The 14,306-nt window shown below is 38.3% G+C and carries 18 protein-coding genes; 13 read left to right on the top strand and 5 right to left on the bottom strand.

Annotated elements, in window-relative coordinates; all coding sequences use genetic code 11:
• Positions 1-274 precede the first annotated feature (274 nt).
• A complete protein-coding gene (locus AB6N04_RS08115) occupies positions 275-688 on the top strand; it encodes a hypothetical protein (RefSeq protein ID WP_369311381.1) in 414 nt (137 codons plus the stop codon).
• Between the two features lie 110 nt (positions 689-798).
• Here the strand turns inward: AB6N04_RS08115 and AB6N04_RS08110 are convergent, their stop codons facing one another.
• Positions 799-1,443, bottom strand: a complete 645-nt coding sequence (locus AB6N04_RS08110) for a glutathione S-transferase family protein (protein WP_369311380.1) — start codon at positions 1,441-1,443, stop codon at positions 799-801.
• A 300-nt stretch (positions 1,444-1,743) separates the two neighbouring features.
• Between AB6N04_RS08110 and sra the strand changes: the two genes are divergently transcribed.
• The 7 genes from sra (at position 1,744) to AB6N04_RS08075 (ending at position 6,577) form a co-directional block, all read left to right on the top strand.
• The gene (gene sra, locus AB6N04_RS08105) at positions 1,744-1,935 is read left to right on the top strand and encodes a stationary-phase-induced ribosome-associated protein (RefSeq protein ID WP_369311379.1); all 192 of its coding nucleotides are present in this window, start codon (positions 1,744-1,746) and stop codon (positions 1,933-1,935) included.
• 228 nt (positions 1,936-2,163) lie between these two features.
• Positions 2,164-2,943 carry a YaeF family permuted papain-like enzyme gene (locus tag AB6N04_RS08100; RefSeq protein ID WP_369311378.1) on the top strand — a complete coding sequence of 260 codons (780 nt, stop codon included), beginning with the start codon at positions 2,164-2,166 and terminating at the stop codon, positions 2,941-2,943.
• Between the two features lie 332 nt (positions 2,944-3,275).
• A complete protein-coding gene (locus AB6N04_RS08095) occupies positions 3,276-4,211 on the top strand; it encodes a Gfo/Idh/MocA family protein (RefSeq protein ID WP_369311377.1) in 936 nt (311 codons plus the stop codon).
• 72 nt (positions 4,212-4,283) lie between these two features.
• Positions 4,284-4,721, top strand: coding sequence for a VOC family protein (locus tag AB6N04_RS08090; protein ID WP_369311376.1), 438 nt, complete (start codon positions 4,284-4,286; stop codon positions 4,719-4,721).
• Positions 4,722-4,834: 113 nt separating this feature from the next.
• A complete protein-coding gene (locus AB6N04_RS08085) occupies positions 4,835-5,263 on the top strand; it encodes a universal stress protein (RefSeq protein ID WP_369311375.1) in 429 nt (142 codons plus the stop codon).
• A 370-nt stretch (positions 5,264-5,633) separates the two neighbouring features.
• Positions 5,634-5,969, top strand: coding sequence for a hypothetical protein (locus AB6N04_RS08080; protein ID WP_369311374.1), 336 nt, complete (start codon positions 5,634-5,636; stop codon positions 5,967-5,969).
• Positions 5,970-6,139: 170 nt separating this feature from the next.
• On the top strand, positions 6,140-6,577 hold the full coding sequence (locus AB6N04_RS08075) for a universal stress protein (protein ID WP_369311373.1): 438 nt from the start codon (positions 6,140-6,142) through the stop codon (positions 6,575-6,577).
• Between the two features lie 55 nt (positions 6,578-6,632).
• Here AB6N04_RS08075 and AB6N04_RS08070 read toward each other — a convergent pair whose 3' ends face one another.
• The gene (locus AB6N04_RS08070) at positions 6,633-6,929 is read right to left on the bottom strand and encodes a DUF5339 family protein (protein ID WP_369311372.1); all 297 of its coding nucleotides are present in this window, start codon (positions 6,927-6,929) and stop codon (positions 6,633-6,635) included.
• 235 nt (positions 6,930-7,164) lie between these two features.
• Here AB6N04_RS08070 and AB6N04_RS08065 point away from each other — a divergent pair, with 235 nt between their 5' ends.
• Positions 7,165-7,566: a hypothetical protein gene (locus tag AB6N04_RS08065; RefSeq protein ID WP_369311371.1), complete on the top strand. Its 402-nt coding sequence runs from the start codon at positions 7,165-7,167 to the stop codon at positions 7,564-7,566.
• On the opposite strand, the gene AB6N04_RS08060 is transcribed toward AB6N04_RS08065, so the two are convergent.
• Entirely contained in the window at positions 7,563-8,204 is a 642-nt protein-coding gene (locus AB6N04_RS08060; protein ID WP_369311370.1) for a TetR/AcrR family transcriptional regulator, read from the bottom strand. The two genes, AB6N04_RS08065 and AB6N04_RS08060, sit on opposite strands and share 4 nt — an antisense overlap.
• A 198-nt stretch (positions 8,205-8,402) precedes the next feature.
• Between AB6N04_RS08060 and AB6N04_RS08055 the strand changes: the two genes are divergently transcribed.
• The 4 genes from AB6N04_RS08055 (at position 8,403) to phoH (ending at position 12,315) form a co-directional block, all read left to right on the top strand.
• Entirely contained in the window at positions 8,403-9,215 is an 813-nt protein-coding gene (locus AB6N04_RS08055; RefSeq protein WP_369311369.1) for a threonine/serine exporter ThrE family protein, read from the top strand.
• Positions 9,206-9,676, top strand: coding sequence for a threonine/serine exporter (locus AB6N04_RS08050; protein WP_369311368.1), 471 nt, complete (start codon positions 9,206-9,208; stop codon positions 9,674-9,676). The genes AB6N04_RS08055 and AB6N04_RS08050 overlap by 10 nt, the downstream gene beginning before the upstream one ends.
• Before the next feature lie 264 nt (positions 9,677-9,940).
• Positions 9,941-10,930 (top strand): endonuclease, encoded by a 990-nt coding sequence (locus tag AB6N04_RS08045; protein WP_369311367.1) that lies wholly within the window; start codon positions 9,941-9,943, stop codon positions 10,928-10,930.
• A 599-nt stretch (positions 10,931-11,529) separates the two neighbouring features.
• Positions 11,530-12,315 carry a phosphate starvation-inducible protein PhoH gene (gene phoH / locus AB6N04_RS08040; RefSeq protein WP_206084094.1) on the top strand — a complete coding sequence of 262 codons (786 nt, stop codon included), beginning with the start codon at positions 11,530-11,532 and terminating at the stop codon, positions 12,313-12,315.
• A 189-nt stretch (positions 12,316-12,504) separates the two neighbouring features.
• On the opposite strand, the gene zinT is transcribed toward phoH, so the two are convergent.
• Together zinT and AB6N04_RS08030 are read right to left on the bottom strand one after the other, a co-directional pair.
• Positions 12,505-13,164 carry a metal-binding protein ZinT gene (gene zinT, locus AB6N04_RS08035; protein WP_369311366.1) on the bottom strand — a complete coding sequence of 220 codons (660 nt, stop codon included), beginning with the start codon at positions 13,162-13,164 and terminating at the stop codon, positions 12,505-12,507.
• Positions 13,165-13,339: 175 nt separating this feature from the next.
• Positions 13,340-14,179: a siderophore-interacting protein gene (locus tag AB6N04_RS08030; RefSeq protein WP_369311365.1), complete on the bottom strand. Its 840-nt coding sequence runs from the start codon at positions 14,177-14,179 to the stop codon at positions 13,340-13,342.
• Positions 14,180-14,306: the final 127 nt, after the last annotated feature.

Below are 14,306 nucleotides of genomic sequence, written 5' to 3'. Positions count from 1 at the left end.
CTGATAATTCTTATACAAGCACAACGAATGCATGTATGCGAGTGAAAAATAAGGGGATAAATGGGGTTAATAGTGAGGTATGAGTTGGTGTTATTTTAAAGCTTAGCTTAGGGAGTATTTATTTAGGCATTTAACATTAATAAACGTATGGTTATTATCCCGCGTAGAGGTAAAAATAATATTATTTACGCTTTTATGATGGATTTTAGATGATATAAGGTTATTATCATGAATAATAAATAACCTCATATTTGCAATTAATGGCGACAATGAAATGAATTTTTTTAAAATAATCATTGCGATACTTATTTTTGGGGCTGCATTTTTACTTGGTGCATTGTATATGAAGCCAACCCAACTAAGTTTAGTTGAGCAAGTAAAAAAAAATGTAAATGATGTCCTAGCTTACCCTCAAGCTGCAAAATTTAAGAATATTGAATATCATTTTTCACGCTATACCGCAGATAATGGCAAGGTAGGCTATGTTTGTGGTGAAGTGTTTCGGTATAAAAATGACAAACCCGATGGATATAAGCGCTTCATTGTAAAAGCATATACTCATGATGATGACGCACGGATGGATATTTCAATTCCCTTTGTTGAAGGCGGTCATGAAATTCTATTACCCGAACAAGTTAACCAAATTTGGAAAGAAAAATGTTCTAGCCCAGCGTCACCATTAGAGTAATTAAATGCGTACTAAGAGGCGCTTAGCTAAAGTGACTTTAATTTGAAAATTCACTATTAACGATAAACAGCCTCTATTATTGATTAGCACACAGCGTAAATGTTCATGTTTTATACAATATTCTGGTCGATACACTTTAAGGCAGCTGGGCGATTAATAATTCGATGATAATAGTCTAGTATAAAAGGTGTGTTAGGGCGTTCAATCGGTGTTAATAACCAACGTTGAATAGATAAACCAAGAACAATATCCGCTAATGTAAATTGCTCTCCACAGATATAATTATACTGTTTCTGTCTTGTTTTGTTTTGTGCTAAGACAGAATTCAACATGGACATTTTTTCATTCCAACTCGTTATACTTTTTTCAACGAGCTCGCTATTTTGTTTAAAAAAAGGATCTTGCCTTACTAAAGCCATAAAAGCGGCGCGCCAAGAAGGGTTTAATTCGCTGGCTTGCCAATCCATCCATTTTTCAACCTCGGCTTTTTCTAACGCCTCGTTGGGGTATATCTCCTGTTGAGTCGATATCGCCGCTAAGTAACGGCAAATCGTGTTACTTTCCCACAGTGCACCTTTTTCATGAACTAAAACCGGGATAAGTGCATTCGGATTTAAATTGATAAATTCGGCCTGTTTTAAGTCAGCGGTACTCCCCCAATGTTCTTCATGAATAAACGGAAGGTTAAGTTCATGGGCTGTCCAAAGAACCTTACGTACATTGATTGATGAGGTACGACCTAATATTTTTAACATTGACACCTCTGAATGGATGATTTTTTCTATTCAATTAACACAAGTATCTTTATGTTGCAATTTGTATTTTTACAGTTTCTAGTTAACTAATTAAGACATTTGACAAAATAACTTATTGATTTCAATTTGAAATTAATAAGTTTAATTACATTAAATAACCTAAATTTAGTGCTATACTGGACAGGTTACATATGGTTTTGCATTTGATGTAAAACATAAAAATACCCTTGTGGTCAACGAAGACTATCTATTTGATATTCATTAAATTAATGAATTTAAATTGACTAGTATAAGGAGTCGATGATGGTTAGTAATAATAGTGCACGTCGTTTATTAGGAATGCCTTATAAGCAGAGCCGTTCGAAAAAAAATATTCGTGTATCAATTGGTTTACAAGATAATAAAACTGTAGCGATTCAAAAAAATAAAGCGACAGAAAAGAAAACATATCACTCAGTGACCGTATTTTACCCTGAATATGTGGTGAGTTAACTGAGAATATGTGACCCTCTAGGACTATCTAGAGGGTTAAATATGATTAAATCCTGCATATAATATTTCTTTGTCCCTTATTATTGTCTTAAATTCTCTTATTTAAATTTTGTGACCTCGCCTTTTAATTTTAATCTCCCCAATAATAATTGATAGTCATCAATACCTTTAAGCGATAAGATTAGTATTCAATTAAAAATGTAAAAATGGAATGTTAGGTGCTCTTGGATGAAGTCTTATTTTTTGCTTTGGTTTGTATTTTGTGTTTTTCTTTCCGGTTGCTCAACTCAATTCAAATCCGATGAAGAAACTAATCGTTTAAAATTTAGTTTTCAACATGCCAATACGGTACCCATAAAAGATAGCGTGGAGCCTCTTGCCGTTACAGATATGCTGCCTGGTGATATTTTATTGTCTTCTGCTACTGGGCTAAATTCTTGGGGAATTCGGTTATTTAGTATTAGCGGTGTAAGCCATGCCTCTATTTATTTAGGGCTTGGTGAAGTGGCGGAATCTGTTGGTAGTGGGGTGAGAATTATTACATTGCAACAGGCGGTTAAAGATTCGAATAATATGGTGGTGTTAAGGCAAACAGGGTTAACCTCATTACATGCGGATAAGCTACGTGAGTTTTCAGTACGTAATAATGGGAATAAATACAATTATAAAGGTATTGTGATGATAGCGCCGTGGATGATCACAAAGCGGGTCTGTGAATTACCTTTAATTGGTGAAACGATACGGAATTTCTGCCTTAGCACATTAGCGAAAGTCCAATTAGGTGATGATATTGACCAAGCGAATGGTTTCTTTTGCTCGCAGTTTGTCCTAGATGCTTATAAGTATGCAGGCATTCCGTTGTTTGAAGGAAATTCATCTTGGATAACGCCAGCAGATATATTGCATATGCGTACAGGGGATGTCCCGACATTTATGCCAACTCAGCGCTTAGCGTATGTCGGGCACTTAAAGTCATGGAGTTTTAGTCGTGCAATACGAAAGCAATGATAATGTACTATAAAGTAAATAAAAAAAAGGCCAACGGTGAAGTTGGCCTGCTAAACTGGAAGCAATGTGAGCAATGTCGTTTGTGACAAACTTGAGTGATTCACTCAAGTATTCACAAGGTAAAAGATAACCATTCTCATTTAATAAATCAACCCCTTTTTTTGTATTGTTACTGATTGTTTTTTGGGGGTTTAAATGCCATTAATTCTATTAAAAACAGCATGTTGTAATTTTACCCTTTGGCTGTGTGTTGTTGGATAAAAAAATATTTCAAAAAAAACATAATAATGAGACTATTCCAGTTTAGGTAAACTAGGAAAGAGCCAAATTGAATGGGCAAATTAAAGATTGGGGTTGTGGGGTTAGGGGGAATTGCGCAAAAAGCCTATTTACCGATTTTAACCAAAGAAGATAATTGGCAGTTAGTTGGTGCTTTTTCGCCAAATCAAGTAAAAGCAAAATTAGTGTGTGATAGCTATCGCATCCCCTTATTTAGTTGTATTGATGCACTAGCGGCTCAATGTGACGCTGTATTTGTCCATAGCGCAACATCAAGTCATTTCGAGGTAGTACAACGTTTATTACACGCCAATGTCCATGTGTATGTGGATAAACCACTGGCTGAACAAATTGGGCAATCTGAACAATTGATTGAATTGGCTCATCAACAGAAAAAAACGTTAATGGTCGGCTTTAATCGCCGGTTTGCTCCTTTCTATTTAGAATTAAAACAAAACACGCAACATTTCTTTTCTATCCGCATGGACAAACACCGTACTAATAGTGTTGGGCCAAGAGATACTGCTTTTACACTGTATGATGATTATCTACATGTGGTTGATACGGTACTTTGGCTGGCTGGCACGAAAGCTGTTTTACGAAGTGGGGATATTCAGCAGACTAGTCATGGTGAATTATTCTACGCCGAACACCATTTACAGGCGGGAAATTGCTGGTTAACAACGGCCATGCACCGTAAGGCTGGTAGCCAGCAAGAGCAGGTTATGGCTGTCACGGAAGATACACTGTATCAAATCACCAATATGAATCACTGGCGTCAAGAGAGCGCAGTTGGGATCTGTGAGAAGCAGCCCGCGAGCTGGAGTTCAATTCTGCTACAGCGCGGTTTTGATGGTGCAGTTCGTCATTTTATTGATTCAGTAGCAAATCAGACGCAACCGTTAATGAGTGCAGAGCAGGGTATTATTGCTCAACGCGTGGTTGAAGCCATGATTTTGCAGTTAAAAAATAACAGACATCACAACTAGTTTGCGATATCGAGATGTAATGGTTTGTTATTCCGTATAATATTTAGCCATTAGCTTTGCTGAGGTCATATCATGTTAAATCTACAAGATAGCTCCGATATATTATTTGTCGCAGGATTTGGGCCAATTGTGGCTGATTTTGAAAAAAGTCGTCATTTTTATTTAAACGTTTTAGGATTGCCACTGAAACCGATAGAAGAGGGAAGCCAATATTTAATCTGCGAGCCTGAACATCTTGATGGCGTGAAACATTTTGCACTTTGGCCTTTAAGTCACGCAGCACAATCGTGTTTTAATAAACAACAGTGGCCAGCCCATATTCCGATTCCGCAAAGTTGGATGGAGTTTGAAGTTGTTGATATTGAAAAAATGACTCAGACTTGCCAAGAACATGGTTACCAATTGCTGATCAGTAACCGAATGGAGCCATGGGGACAGACCGTCACTCGCCTATTAAGCCCTGAAGGTATGTTAGTGGGGTTAACAGTAACACCTTGGTTAAGGGAATAGTATTTCAATTTGTCGCTAGAGATCGCATTTATCTTTGAGGATAAGAGACATTTATGAGTAATTGTTTATAATTTATAGTAGAACTTAATTTTAACGTTTATTTAGGAGGGGTTATGTATAAAACGATTCTGGTCCCTATTGATTTAACTGAAGACGAATTAACCAGTAAAGCGGTTCACCATGCGGTAAATCTGGCAAAACAATCAGGTGCAAAAATTCACTTAATCCATGTTTTGCCTATTTCGTCTGCAATTATTAACGCCTATGCGTTAGGTTATATGGAAATAAAAGATCGTGCGACGGTTAAAGCGGAAGAAGACATGAAAATGTTGATGGATTCGATTAACTTACCGCTTGATGATGTCAGCTATACAATTACCTTTGGCTCACCACGTGATGAAGTGATTAATACTGCTAAAGATATTAATGCCGATATTATTGTGATTGGTTCTCGCCGTCCTAATATCACGACTCATTTGCTAGGTTCAACAGCAGCGGGTATTGTTCGCTATGCTGAAACGTCAGTACTTGTTGTTCGTTAATAATAGAAAAAGAGTCTACATTGTAGGGTAGGCTCTTTTTTATTTTTTATTGATTAACGTATAGACTTAATGAGATTAATTTTATATTTAATCAATTTAACCAGTAATAAGGCTTTACTAGGGGCTGTTGATCTTCGATGGTCATTTTTATTTGCTTGAAAGCCATTTTAAGCAAGGCAAAAGCCTCTTAACACAGTATCAAATAAGTGAAACGTGCTTTAATCGACCCCGTAGGGTCGTGTTTAGGGACAATAGTTGATTCAAATTGTCGTCAGTCAGCACGACGGATATATTTATTCATTTTTTGGATTGTTTTTGACCTTTTTAGCGGTAAAAATCAGCAGCAAAGATAAACAGCTTCTAGGTGTATATGGAAAAATTTTCGAAGGAATTAGTGCGTATTGAGCATTTTGTCCTCAGGGTAGTGCGTTTTTATTTATTGGCCCTGTTGGTTTTTTTCCTTGGGTTATTGCCGGGTATTATTGGTTTTTATTTTATTGAAGGGCACTCCATTGTTGAATCGATGCTCAATGCGCTCTCAATGCTGAGTGGGCAGGCTATCGAACCCTCTCCAATCACCCAAGGTGGGCGTTTTTTTATTGCGATTTATGGTTTATTTTTGCAAAGTGTTTTTATTATTAGTATTGGGTTGATTGTAACCCCATTTATTCATCGTATTTTGCATAAATGGCATTTAGAACAATAAACTTTTTTGCTGTAAAGGTAGGGAACTTCACAGCTTTTTAAGTAGGGTAGGGCTATACTTTTAAAGGCTTAATGATAACTATTCACCCGCAATACCTAATAACCAAATCGTGAAAATGAACAACAATACGATTTGAAAAATGAATAAACACAATTAATAAGGGGCATCGTATGTATAAAACTATTTTGGTTCCTGTGGACATATCTGAAGATGTTTTAACAGATAATGCATTAAAACATGCGGTCTACTTGGCAAAAGTTTCTAATGCAACAATTCACTTATTTCACTCTGTGCCGGATGTTTCAAGATTTTCGATGAGCTACAGTTATCACTATGATTTACTGTCTTCATTTGCGAAAAAAGCGATTGAACGTTCTGAAGAACAAATCAAAGAAATTATCGAAAAAATTGATTACCCATCAGATAAAATCACTTACAAAGTTGAGTTTGGTTCACCAAGAGATAAAGTTCTAGCAGAAGCTGAAAATGTTAATGCTGATTTAATTGTGATTGGTTCTCGAAATCCAAGTATTACGACACATTTATTAGGTTCGAATGCATCAGGTATTGTTTCTTATGCAAAAATATCGGTGCTAGTGGTACGTTAATATAAAAAAACAGCCTGATATTCAGGCTGTTTTCTAGAATATAGGCAAGAGAGCGTTATTTCGTTTTAACCGCTTCTTTCGCTTGTTCGATCGCTTTTAATGCTTGGCTACAAGCTTGTTCTTGAGCATCATCTGGGTAACTGGATAATACTTTTTTCGCTTCTTCTAGTTGGGATTTCATTAGCGCAATTTGCTCTCCCGCATTGGCTTCATCTTTATATTGTTCTTCAGCCTGTTTAACGAGCTCATTCATTTCTTTAAAGTAGGCATCACATGTTGCCCCTGCATTTGCATTAAAGGCAGGAACAGCCATAAATAACCCATACGCAATCAGAAGAGTTTTTTTCATCATATTTTCGCTTTTAAAAGTCACAATATGATCAGGATAACATTCCATATTAAAAAACGCATCACTCAACCTTTATTAATATTTTTAGGGAGAATAATTTTACTCACATTAAGGTTATTCCTATGCCCGATCCATGGGATAGCATATTTTGCAAAATATAAATGATAATCATTCTTGACTGAGCTTAATTAAAAAGTGTACATTCTAGTACACTTTTATACGGCACAGTGAGAATATCATGCAGAATAAAATTATGGTGGATACAAATAGTTGGCCTGTTTGTGTTATGAATGCATTCCCTTCTTCAATGGACGAAACACGGTTATGGTTAGAAGAGATGGATCTCTTATTAGCAAGAAGAGAGCTGTTTACCTTGGTGTACCCACCAATGGAGACAAAAGAAAAGCCGTCGGCAGAAGATATTGAAAGCATGAAGTATGTACGCGGTTGGTTAAAACATGCAAAACAGCCAATGGAGCAATATTGCCGCGCGATAGTGGTGACATTACAGCCTGATGGCAGTGATAAGGAAGAAAAAGAACGTTTAGCGCCGATGTTATCTGCGCTCTATGGTACTGAGGTGTTATTGGCTAAAGATATTCAATCAGCTAAAGTGCAAGCTCAAGCAGCTTTAGCCTAAGGATTAAGCTCGGCACTTATTTTTCGAATATAACTGGCGATGATATCAACAGAAAGTGCAATTTGTTGGTTGATAAATTCATCGCTAGGTTTGAAGTTTTCAACACAAAATGTGGTGATGAAGATATCGGCTTTAAGCATCTCCAAAAATCGCGATGAAATACTTAACAACGTTTGTTCATCAATATTAACTTCAGGTAATGCAAGGAGTTGCTGTGTCAACAAGCGGTAGTTTTTTACAGGTCCTTGTTCAAAAAATGCTTGGCTGATCTCTGGGAAACGATTGTACTCGCCAAGGATCAATCGATATAAACTGATGGACTTAGGTTTAAGAACATTAAGCAAAAACCGTGAACCATAAAAGGCCAATACGGATTCAATGGTATTAAAATCTGGCACTTTTTCATTGGGTTCTGAAAAAATATCATCAATCATATCGGCAATAACAGCCGCAAATAACCCTTCCTTATCCCCAAAATTTTTGTATAGCGTAGAGCGCGATCCACCTGCGCGTTCAATCACCATGTCCAATGTTGCCCCTTCAAAGCCATATTGAAGAAACACTTCCACTGCCGCCGCAATAATTGCTTGATGACGGCGTCGACCTTTTGGTGTTTTGGCAGTCGGTGAGCTATTCATAAATGATTGACCCTAGCATTATGTTTGAACAGAGAAATAAAGTAGTCATTTTGCCTAAAAAGTTTAAATCAGTTGCTTTGGATCACAGATTTACCTGAAAGAGATCATGATTTAAGCTGGTAGATAGCTCTATGATATTGGTAAAGATTAACATGTTTAAGTGAATTTCTGAATGCTTGTCACAATCTTGGGGGCAAAATGGTAGGTTGTACGTTAAATGAACAAAGTTTAACAGAGGGAGATCCTGTTGAAATACAACGGGAGATCACACGACTGTGTATTGAATGTGGCTTGTTATTGCTACAGCATGGTGCTGAGAGCATGTTAGTTGAACAATTAACGACACGATTAGGTATTGCACTTGGTGCTAGTCAAGTGGATAGTGCGATTTCGTCTAACTCTTTAGTGTTAACGACCATTATCGATAACCGCTGTTTAACGTCAACACGGCGAATTATAGATCGTGGCATTAATATGCATGTGGTGACTGAAGTTCAACATGCAGTGATATTAGTTGAACACCACTTATTAGACAGAAAACAGCTACAAAAGAAACTGTCTTTGATAAAACCATTGCGTTATCCACGTTGGTTGATGGTATTAATGGTTGCTTTGTCCTGTGCGTGCTTTAGTAAGCTTAATGGGGGAGGTTGGGAAAGTGCCTTAATTACCTTCTTAGCCAGTGGTTGTGCGATGTATATTAGGCAGGTTTTAACGTCTCACCAAATGAACCCATTGATCAATTTTTGCATTACCGCTTTTGTTGCAACCTCCGTTTCGGGGTTATTACTCAAAATACCTTATTTGGCAGTCACAGAAACCATCTCTATGGCGGCAAGTGTCTTGTTACTTGTTCCCGGTTTTCCGTTGATTAATGCGGTTGCAGATATGTTTAAAGGCCATGTGAATACCGGCCTAGCACGTTGGACGATGGCGAGTCTATTAACACTGGCAACTTGTATTGGTGTCGTACTGGCAATGACTATCTGGAATTTAAAAGAATGGGCATAGAGTTTGTATTAACATTAATCGAAAAAATGGTGTTGGCCGCCATTCCAGCAATTGGTTTTGCCATGGTGTTCAATGTTCCTGCGCGAGCGCTCAAATACTGTGCTTTACTCGGTGCGATTGGTTATGGTTTTCGGATGATATTGATGGCCTTAGGGCTGCAAATTGAATGGGCAAGTTTCCTTGCGGCGATTTTAATTGGCATTATCGGTATTCAATGGTCACGTTGGTGGTTAGCACATCCGAAAGTGTTTACTGTAGCGGCGGTGATCCCGATGTTCCCCGGTATCAGTGCATATGTGGCGATGATCTCGGTTGTAAAACTATCCCAGTTTGGTTATAGCCCTGAATTAGTTGAAGTCTTAGTGACAAACTTTTTGAAAGCCTCTTTTATTGTTGGGGCATTATCCATCGGTATTTCATTACCGGGCTTGTGGTTATATCGTAAACGACCAAGTGTTTGATATGCAGTAACATCAAGGGGCGCTTCTTGCATTTAAAGCGGGGGGATCACTTGATTTTTAACTTTGATTAAAACTAACACGAACGACTAAGTTTGCAGGAAATCTGATGGTGTACTTATTGAATAAAAAAAGACAATCACTGATATCATAAATGTTTTAATTTGATTAGAATATACGATATTTTCTATATACATTAGGGTGTTAGCAATAACACTAACATGTCTATATTAATTTTTCGCGTATATTCTGATTAGTGGTGTTATTTTGAAACAACTCAGCTTTGTGTCTTTCTTCCGTTTTATCCTGTGCCTCTTTTTATATTTTCCAATTTCCTTTTCTTTTGCAGCGCCAAGCTCATTTACTGACGCCAAAGTGCTTAGTAAAACGCATGTCTATTCCGATCAAAACAAACAAGGGGAAGGAACGATTTATTGTGGTTGCCAGTGGGAATGGACGGGGAAAAGTGGTGGGCAAGTGGATTTAGCATCATGTGGCTATCAAGCTCGTAAGCAACAAAGCCGTGCGGAACGTATTGAGTGGGAGCATATTGTACCAGCATGGGTATTTGGTCATCAGCGCCAATGTTGGCAAAATGGCGGGCGGAAAAATTGCGTTTCAACTGATCCAATTTTTAGTCAAATGGAGGCGGATTTACACAATCTGGCACCATCCATTGGTGAAGTGAATGGGGATAGAAGTAATTTTAGCTTTGGCCAATTACCGAAAAATACACCTTACCCTTATGGAATGTGCCGTAGCCGCGTTGATTTTAAACAAAAAGTGTTTGAACCCCGTGATGAAGTCAAAGGGCAGGTGGCTCGTGTCTATTTTTATATGCATGACCGCTATAATTTATCCATGTCACGTCAGCAACAACAATTATTAATGGCATGGGATAAACAATACCCGCCAAGCCAGTGGGAACGTACCCGTGACGAACGTATTGCAAAAGTGATGGGGCATCATAATCCATTTGTGACAGGGCAAAAACAGTGGAACTTAAACCATAAAAATGGTGGAGAAGGTGTGAAAGTTTCCCCATCCTCCAATAAAATTCCCCTTAAACGGCTTGAAACAGGCGTTAACTTGCCAATTTCAGTTGAAATTAAAGGCAATAAAAATTCTAAAAAATACCATTTCCCTCATTGCTCAGGCTTTAAAACATTATCTGATAAAAATGCGGTGATGTTTATAACTGAAAAAGCCGCTCAAGATGCGGGGTATCAGCTAGCTGGTAACTGTAAAGCACGTTAATGGTTATTTGAACCCTCGTAGCTGTTTATCTTTGCTGCTGATTTTTACAGGCTAGGGGTTGATTGACATCCTCCCCGCCCTGAAGGACGGAGTTTTATGGCCCATCGGATAAAATAGGGCTATTAAAGGTTAAGACCCTAATAATAAATGGATTGTTTTAGCTTTTTTAAGTATGAAAATTTGATGTGGCAGGTAAAACATAAAAATGTGTTAAATAAATGTTGCTTTCTGAAAAAAATTAGCGCTATATTTAAGGTAAGTAAAAACTGCAATAAAAACAGTAGGTCATTGAGCCCTAAAAAATATTGCAGTTTGTCATATTAGTGTCATACAGATTCATTAGTTTAACGGTATCGCTGTCACAGGAGAAACTAATGGGAAGTAAGTATTTGTTAACACAAACACAAGACCGGTTAGCTTCCATCATGAAATTGTCATGGTGAGATGACTAACCGGTTTTTTTATGTCCAGTTGAAAAAGAGGATTAAACCGTATTACACCGTTTTACCATTAACTAAGAGCTTGAAGGGAGCTCCTCTCTGTTCTGAATAGTTCGTCATCTGAAATTGACATCACTGATACCTGGAAGGGTTAATACTATGAGTAGACAGAAAGCCGCAACAAAAGCACGTCGTGAAATGAAACGCTCATCACGTAAAGAACGTTCCGGTCGATTTGACATGAATAACGTTGCATCCTTTGCCGAATTGACAGGCATCGAGCCTATCGGTATGGCAAAAGAACGTCGTGATGGCTCCCCAATCCTGCCACGAAATGAAGCTCAAAAGCTCTATATTAATTCGATTAAACACAAGCAATTAATTTTTGCCAATGGTGAAGCGGGTTGTGGTAAAACCTTCATCAGTACTGCGCTAGCCGCTGATGCATTATTTAATAAAGATATCAGTAAAATCATCGTGACAAGGCCTGTTCTTCAGGCAGAAGAAGATCTTGGCTTTTTACCGGGGGATATGTCAGAGAAATTTGCTCCCTATTTTCGTCCGGTATATGACGTTTTAGCGAAAAGGCTGGGTAGCTCGTTTCTGCAATATTGCTTGCGCCCTGAAATTGCGAAGGTGGAAATTGCCCCATTTGCTTATATGCGCGGCCGAACCTTTGAAAATGCGATTGTGATTTTGGATGAAGCGCAAAATGTCACTGTTACCCAAATGAAGATGTTTTTAACGCGCTTGGGTGAGAACGTCACGGTTATTGTTAATGGGGATGTCACCCAATGTGACTTACCCGATGGTGTGCAATCTGGCCTTGCGGATGCTTTACAACGTTTCAGTAGTGATGAAATGGTCTCTATGGTGAATTTTACCATTGATGATTGCGTGAGATCTCAGCTATGCCATAAAGCACTATTAGCCTATAACGACTAATAGTTTTGTCTAGGGCTGTTTATCTTTAACACAACGGATGAGTGCAGCTACAAAAGGTTAAATACCATCCGTAAAATGGCTTTAGTTCGGATGCAAATTCACCAGCAACATTCAACAGCCCCTAGAAAATGCTAAAAATCTGCCCCGTAAGTGATTATCGGGGCAGATTTTTTTGTCTGTCACTTATAATTAATGGTGCAACATTTCGTGGATGACTTGTTCATCGGTTAATGAATAGGGGTAATAGGTTGGCCAGTTTTCTAACTGCTCTAAGAGCTTTTCTTGCGATCCATTACCCATATATAAATGGAAATGTCCTGAGGCTTGCGGTTCGATAATGTGGTCACTAAATTGAATGTATTTCGGTGCTTTTGATTTGGCATCTTGGCACTCAAACAAGTAACGAACCCCTTTTTTACCTGAAGCGTAATGTAAAATTTTAAAGCCTGAATACGCATATTGGCAGCTATTGACGACGCCGTTTTGGGTAAATTCAATCACATTATTTTCAATACCAATAGTATCAACATCTGTTGCGTAGCCTTTTTTATAGTAAGCACGGTATTCTTCAACCGTTTTGTCTTTGTTTTTCTGAGCCTTGCTTTCTAAAACAGGATCAAGCTTGCCATTTAACAATAACGGATTCACAGAAACCCATATCCCTTGCCAATCAGTTAATGTGCGGTCTTTGACATCACTATCGTCAAAAATACCTTTTGCGGCTTGAAGGGCTTTTTCGGATTGTGGATGTGTGTGGCTGTGTGAACCGTGCGCAATAGCAGAAAAGCTGCTAATGGCAAAAATGGCGCTAACTGCTGCGTTGAGAAAGGTATATTTATGCACGATCATTTCCTATTGAGATAAAAAACATATTTTTATTATGTTATAACATAACATTTCATGCAATAAAAAAATAAACCTAATCAAGCAAATGAAATAGAGACTAAAAAAGAGAGACGAATGTTTAAGAGGCGCTTATCAGCGATGGAGCCACTGATAAGCGTTGAGGGTAAATGAGGGCGAATTAATCGTCAGGGTTATCCATCACAGCATGGCGTTCATGGTGATAACCTTCTTCATCGTAACCAAAGCGCCAGTATGGGATTGCATAGATATCATCGCGGCCAAATCCTTTTTCACGACGAATAAAACGACGTAAATCACGAATAATTTGGTCTTCACCTGCAATCCAGAATGCGCAATCTGTGGCAGGGATCTGCCAAGATTTAAATGTACTAATTAATTCAGCTGTTTTATTGATATCGCCACAAATCCAGATAATTTCAACCTGCTCGGGTTTGTTAAGTGGACGTATATCTGCGTGCTTATCTAAGCGTAAAACCACTTTCCCTTGTGCATCTGCGGGCATTTTTTCTAATAATGCGGCAATGGCTGGCAGCGAACTGGCATCTCCTGCCATAAAATAGTGTTTTCTGATTGGTAACAGTGGATCTGGCCCCCCCGGATTGGTGATCCCCATCCAATGCCCCGGTTTTGCATCGCGAGCAAATAAATACGCCGGTCCTGTTGCCCCATCATGCATAGCAAATTCAATATCAATTTCCCTGACTTCAGGGCGGATCGCTCTAACTGTATAAGTGCGTACAAATGGGCGAGGTTTACCTTCAGGCCAACTGCGCCCCTCTTTACTAAGGATAGGCAAAGCAGGTGGGCTGGCTAAATCAGGTGCTAAAAAGATTTTTAAGTGTCCACCTTCGCACTCTGTTGGGTAGTCGGCGAGCTTCTCACCGGTGAAAGTAATACTACGAATAGAAGGGCTGACATCAGTAATGGATTTAACTTGAATAAGCTGCGGTGGCGCCGGGCGGTAGATATTTTTTTCAACGGATTGTTCAGTAGCCACGGACGTTCTCCTTCATTAATGATAATTTTATTATTTGGTAATTATTATCATTATCATATCATGAATATTAATTATATACCCATTTATATTTATTCAATCTGCTTCACACAAACCAATAAAAAAGTGC

This window comes from Providencia rettgeri, from assembly GCF_041075285.1.
Lineage (GTDB): Bacteria > Pseudomonadota > Gammaproteobacteria > Enterobacterales > Enterobacteriaceae > Providencia > Providencia rettgeri_G.
The sequence above is the reverse complement of the archived record's forward strand: the minus strand, read 5'-3'. Positions and strand labels throughout refer to the sequence as shown.

Excerpts from the sequence above, each read along its gene's own strand:
- AB6N04_RS08115 (WP_369311381.1), top strand. The coding sequence starts at position 275 with ATGAATTTTTTTAAAATAATCATTGCGATACTTATTTTTGGGGCTGCA.
- AB6N04_RS08110 (WP_369311380.1), bottom strand. The coding sequence starts at position 1,443 with ATGTTAAAAATATTAGGTCGTACCTCATCAATCAATGTACGTAAGGTT.
- sra (WP_369311379.1), top strand. The coding sequence starts at position 1,744 with ATGATGGTTAGTAATAATAGTGCACGTCGTTTATTAGGAATGCCTTAT.
- AB6N04_RS08100 (WP_369311378.1), top strand. The coding sequence starts at position 2,164 with ATGAAGTCTTATTTTTTGCTTTGGTTTGTATTTTGTGTTTTTCTTTCC.
- AB6N04_RS08095 (WP_369311377.1), top strand. The coding sequence starts at position 3,276 with ATGGGCAAATTAAAGATTGGGGTTGTGGGGTTAGGGGGAATTGCGCAA.
- AB6N04_RS08090 (WP_369311376.1), top strand. The coding sequence starts at position 4,284 with ATGTTAAATCTACAAGATAGCTCCGATATATTATTTGTCGCAGGATTT.
- AB6N04_RS08085 (WP_369311375.1), top strand. The coding sequence starts at position 4,835 with ATGTATAAAACGATTCTGGTCCCTATTGATTTAACTGAAGACGAATTA.
- AB6N04_RS08080 (WP_369311374.1), top strand. The coding sequence starts at position 5,634 with ATGGAAAAATTTTCGAAGGAATTAGTGCGTATTGAGCATTTTGTCCTC.
- AB6N04_RS08075 (WP_369311373.1), top strand. The coding sequence starts at position 6,140 with ATGTATAAAACTATTTTGGTTCCTGTGGACATATCTGAAGATGTTTTA.
- AB6N04_RS08070 (WP_369311372.1), bottom strand. The coding sequence starts at position 6,929 with ATGATGAAAAAAACTCTTCTGATTGCGTATGGGTTATTTATGGCTGTT.
- AB6N04_RS08065 (WP_369311371.1), top strand. The coding sequence starts at position 7,165 with ATGCAGAATAAAATTATGGTGGATACAAATAGTTGGCCTGTTTGTGTT.
- AB6N04_RS08060 (WP_369311370.1), bottom strand. The coding sequence starts at position 8,204 with ATGAATAGCTCACCGACTGCCAAAACACCAAAAGGTCGACGCCGTCAT.
- AB6N04_RS08055 (WP_369311369.1), top strand. The coding sequence starts at position 8,403 with ATGGTAGGTTGTACGTTAAATGAACAAAGTTTAACAGAGGGAGATCCT.
- AB6N04_RS08050 (WP_369311368.1), top strand. The coding sequence starts at position 9,206 with ATGGGCATAGAGTTTGTATTAACATTAATCGAAAAAATGGTGTTGGCC.
- phoH (WP_206084094.1), top strand. The coding sequence starts at position 11,530 with ATGAGTAGACAGAAAGCCGCAACAAAAGCACGTCGTGAAATGAAACGC.
- zinT (WP_369311366.1), bottom strand. The coding sequence starts at position 13,164 with ATGATCGTGCATAAATATACCTTTCTCAACGCAGCAGTTAGCGCCATT.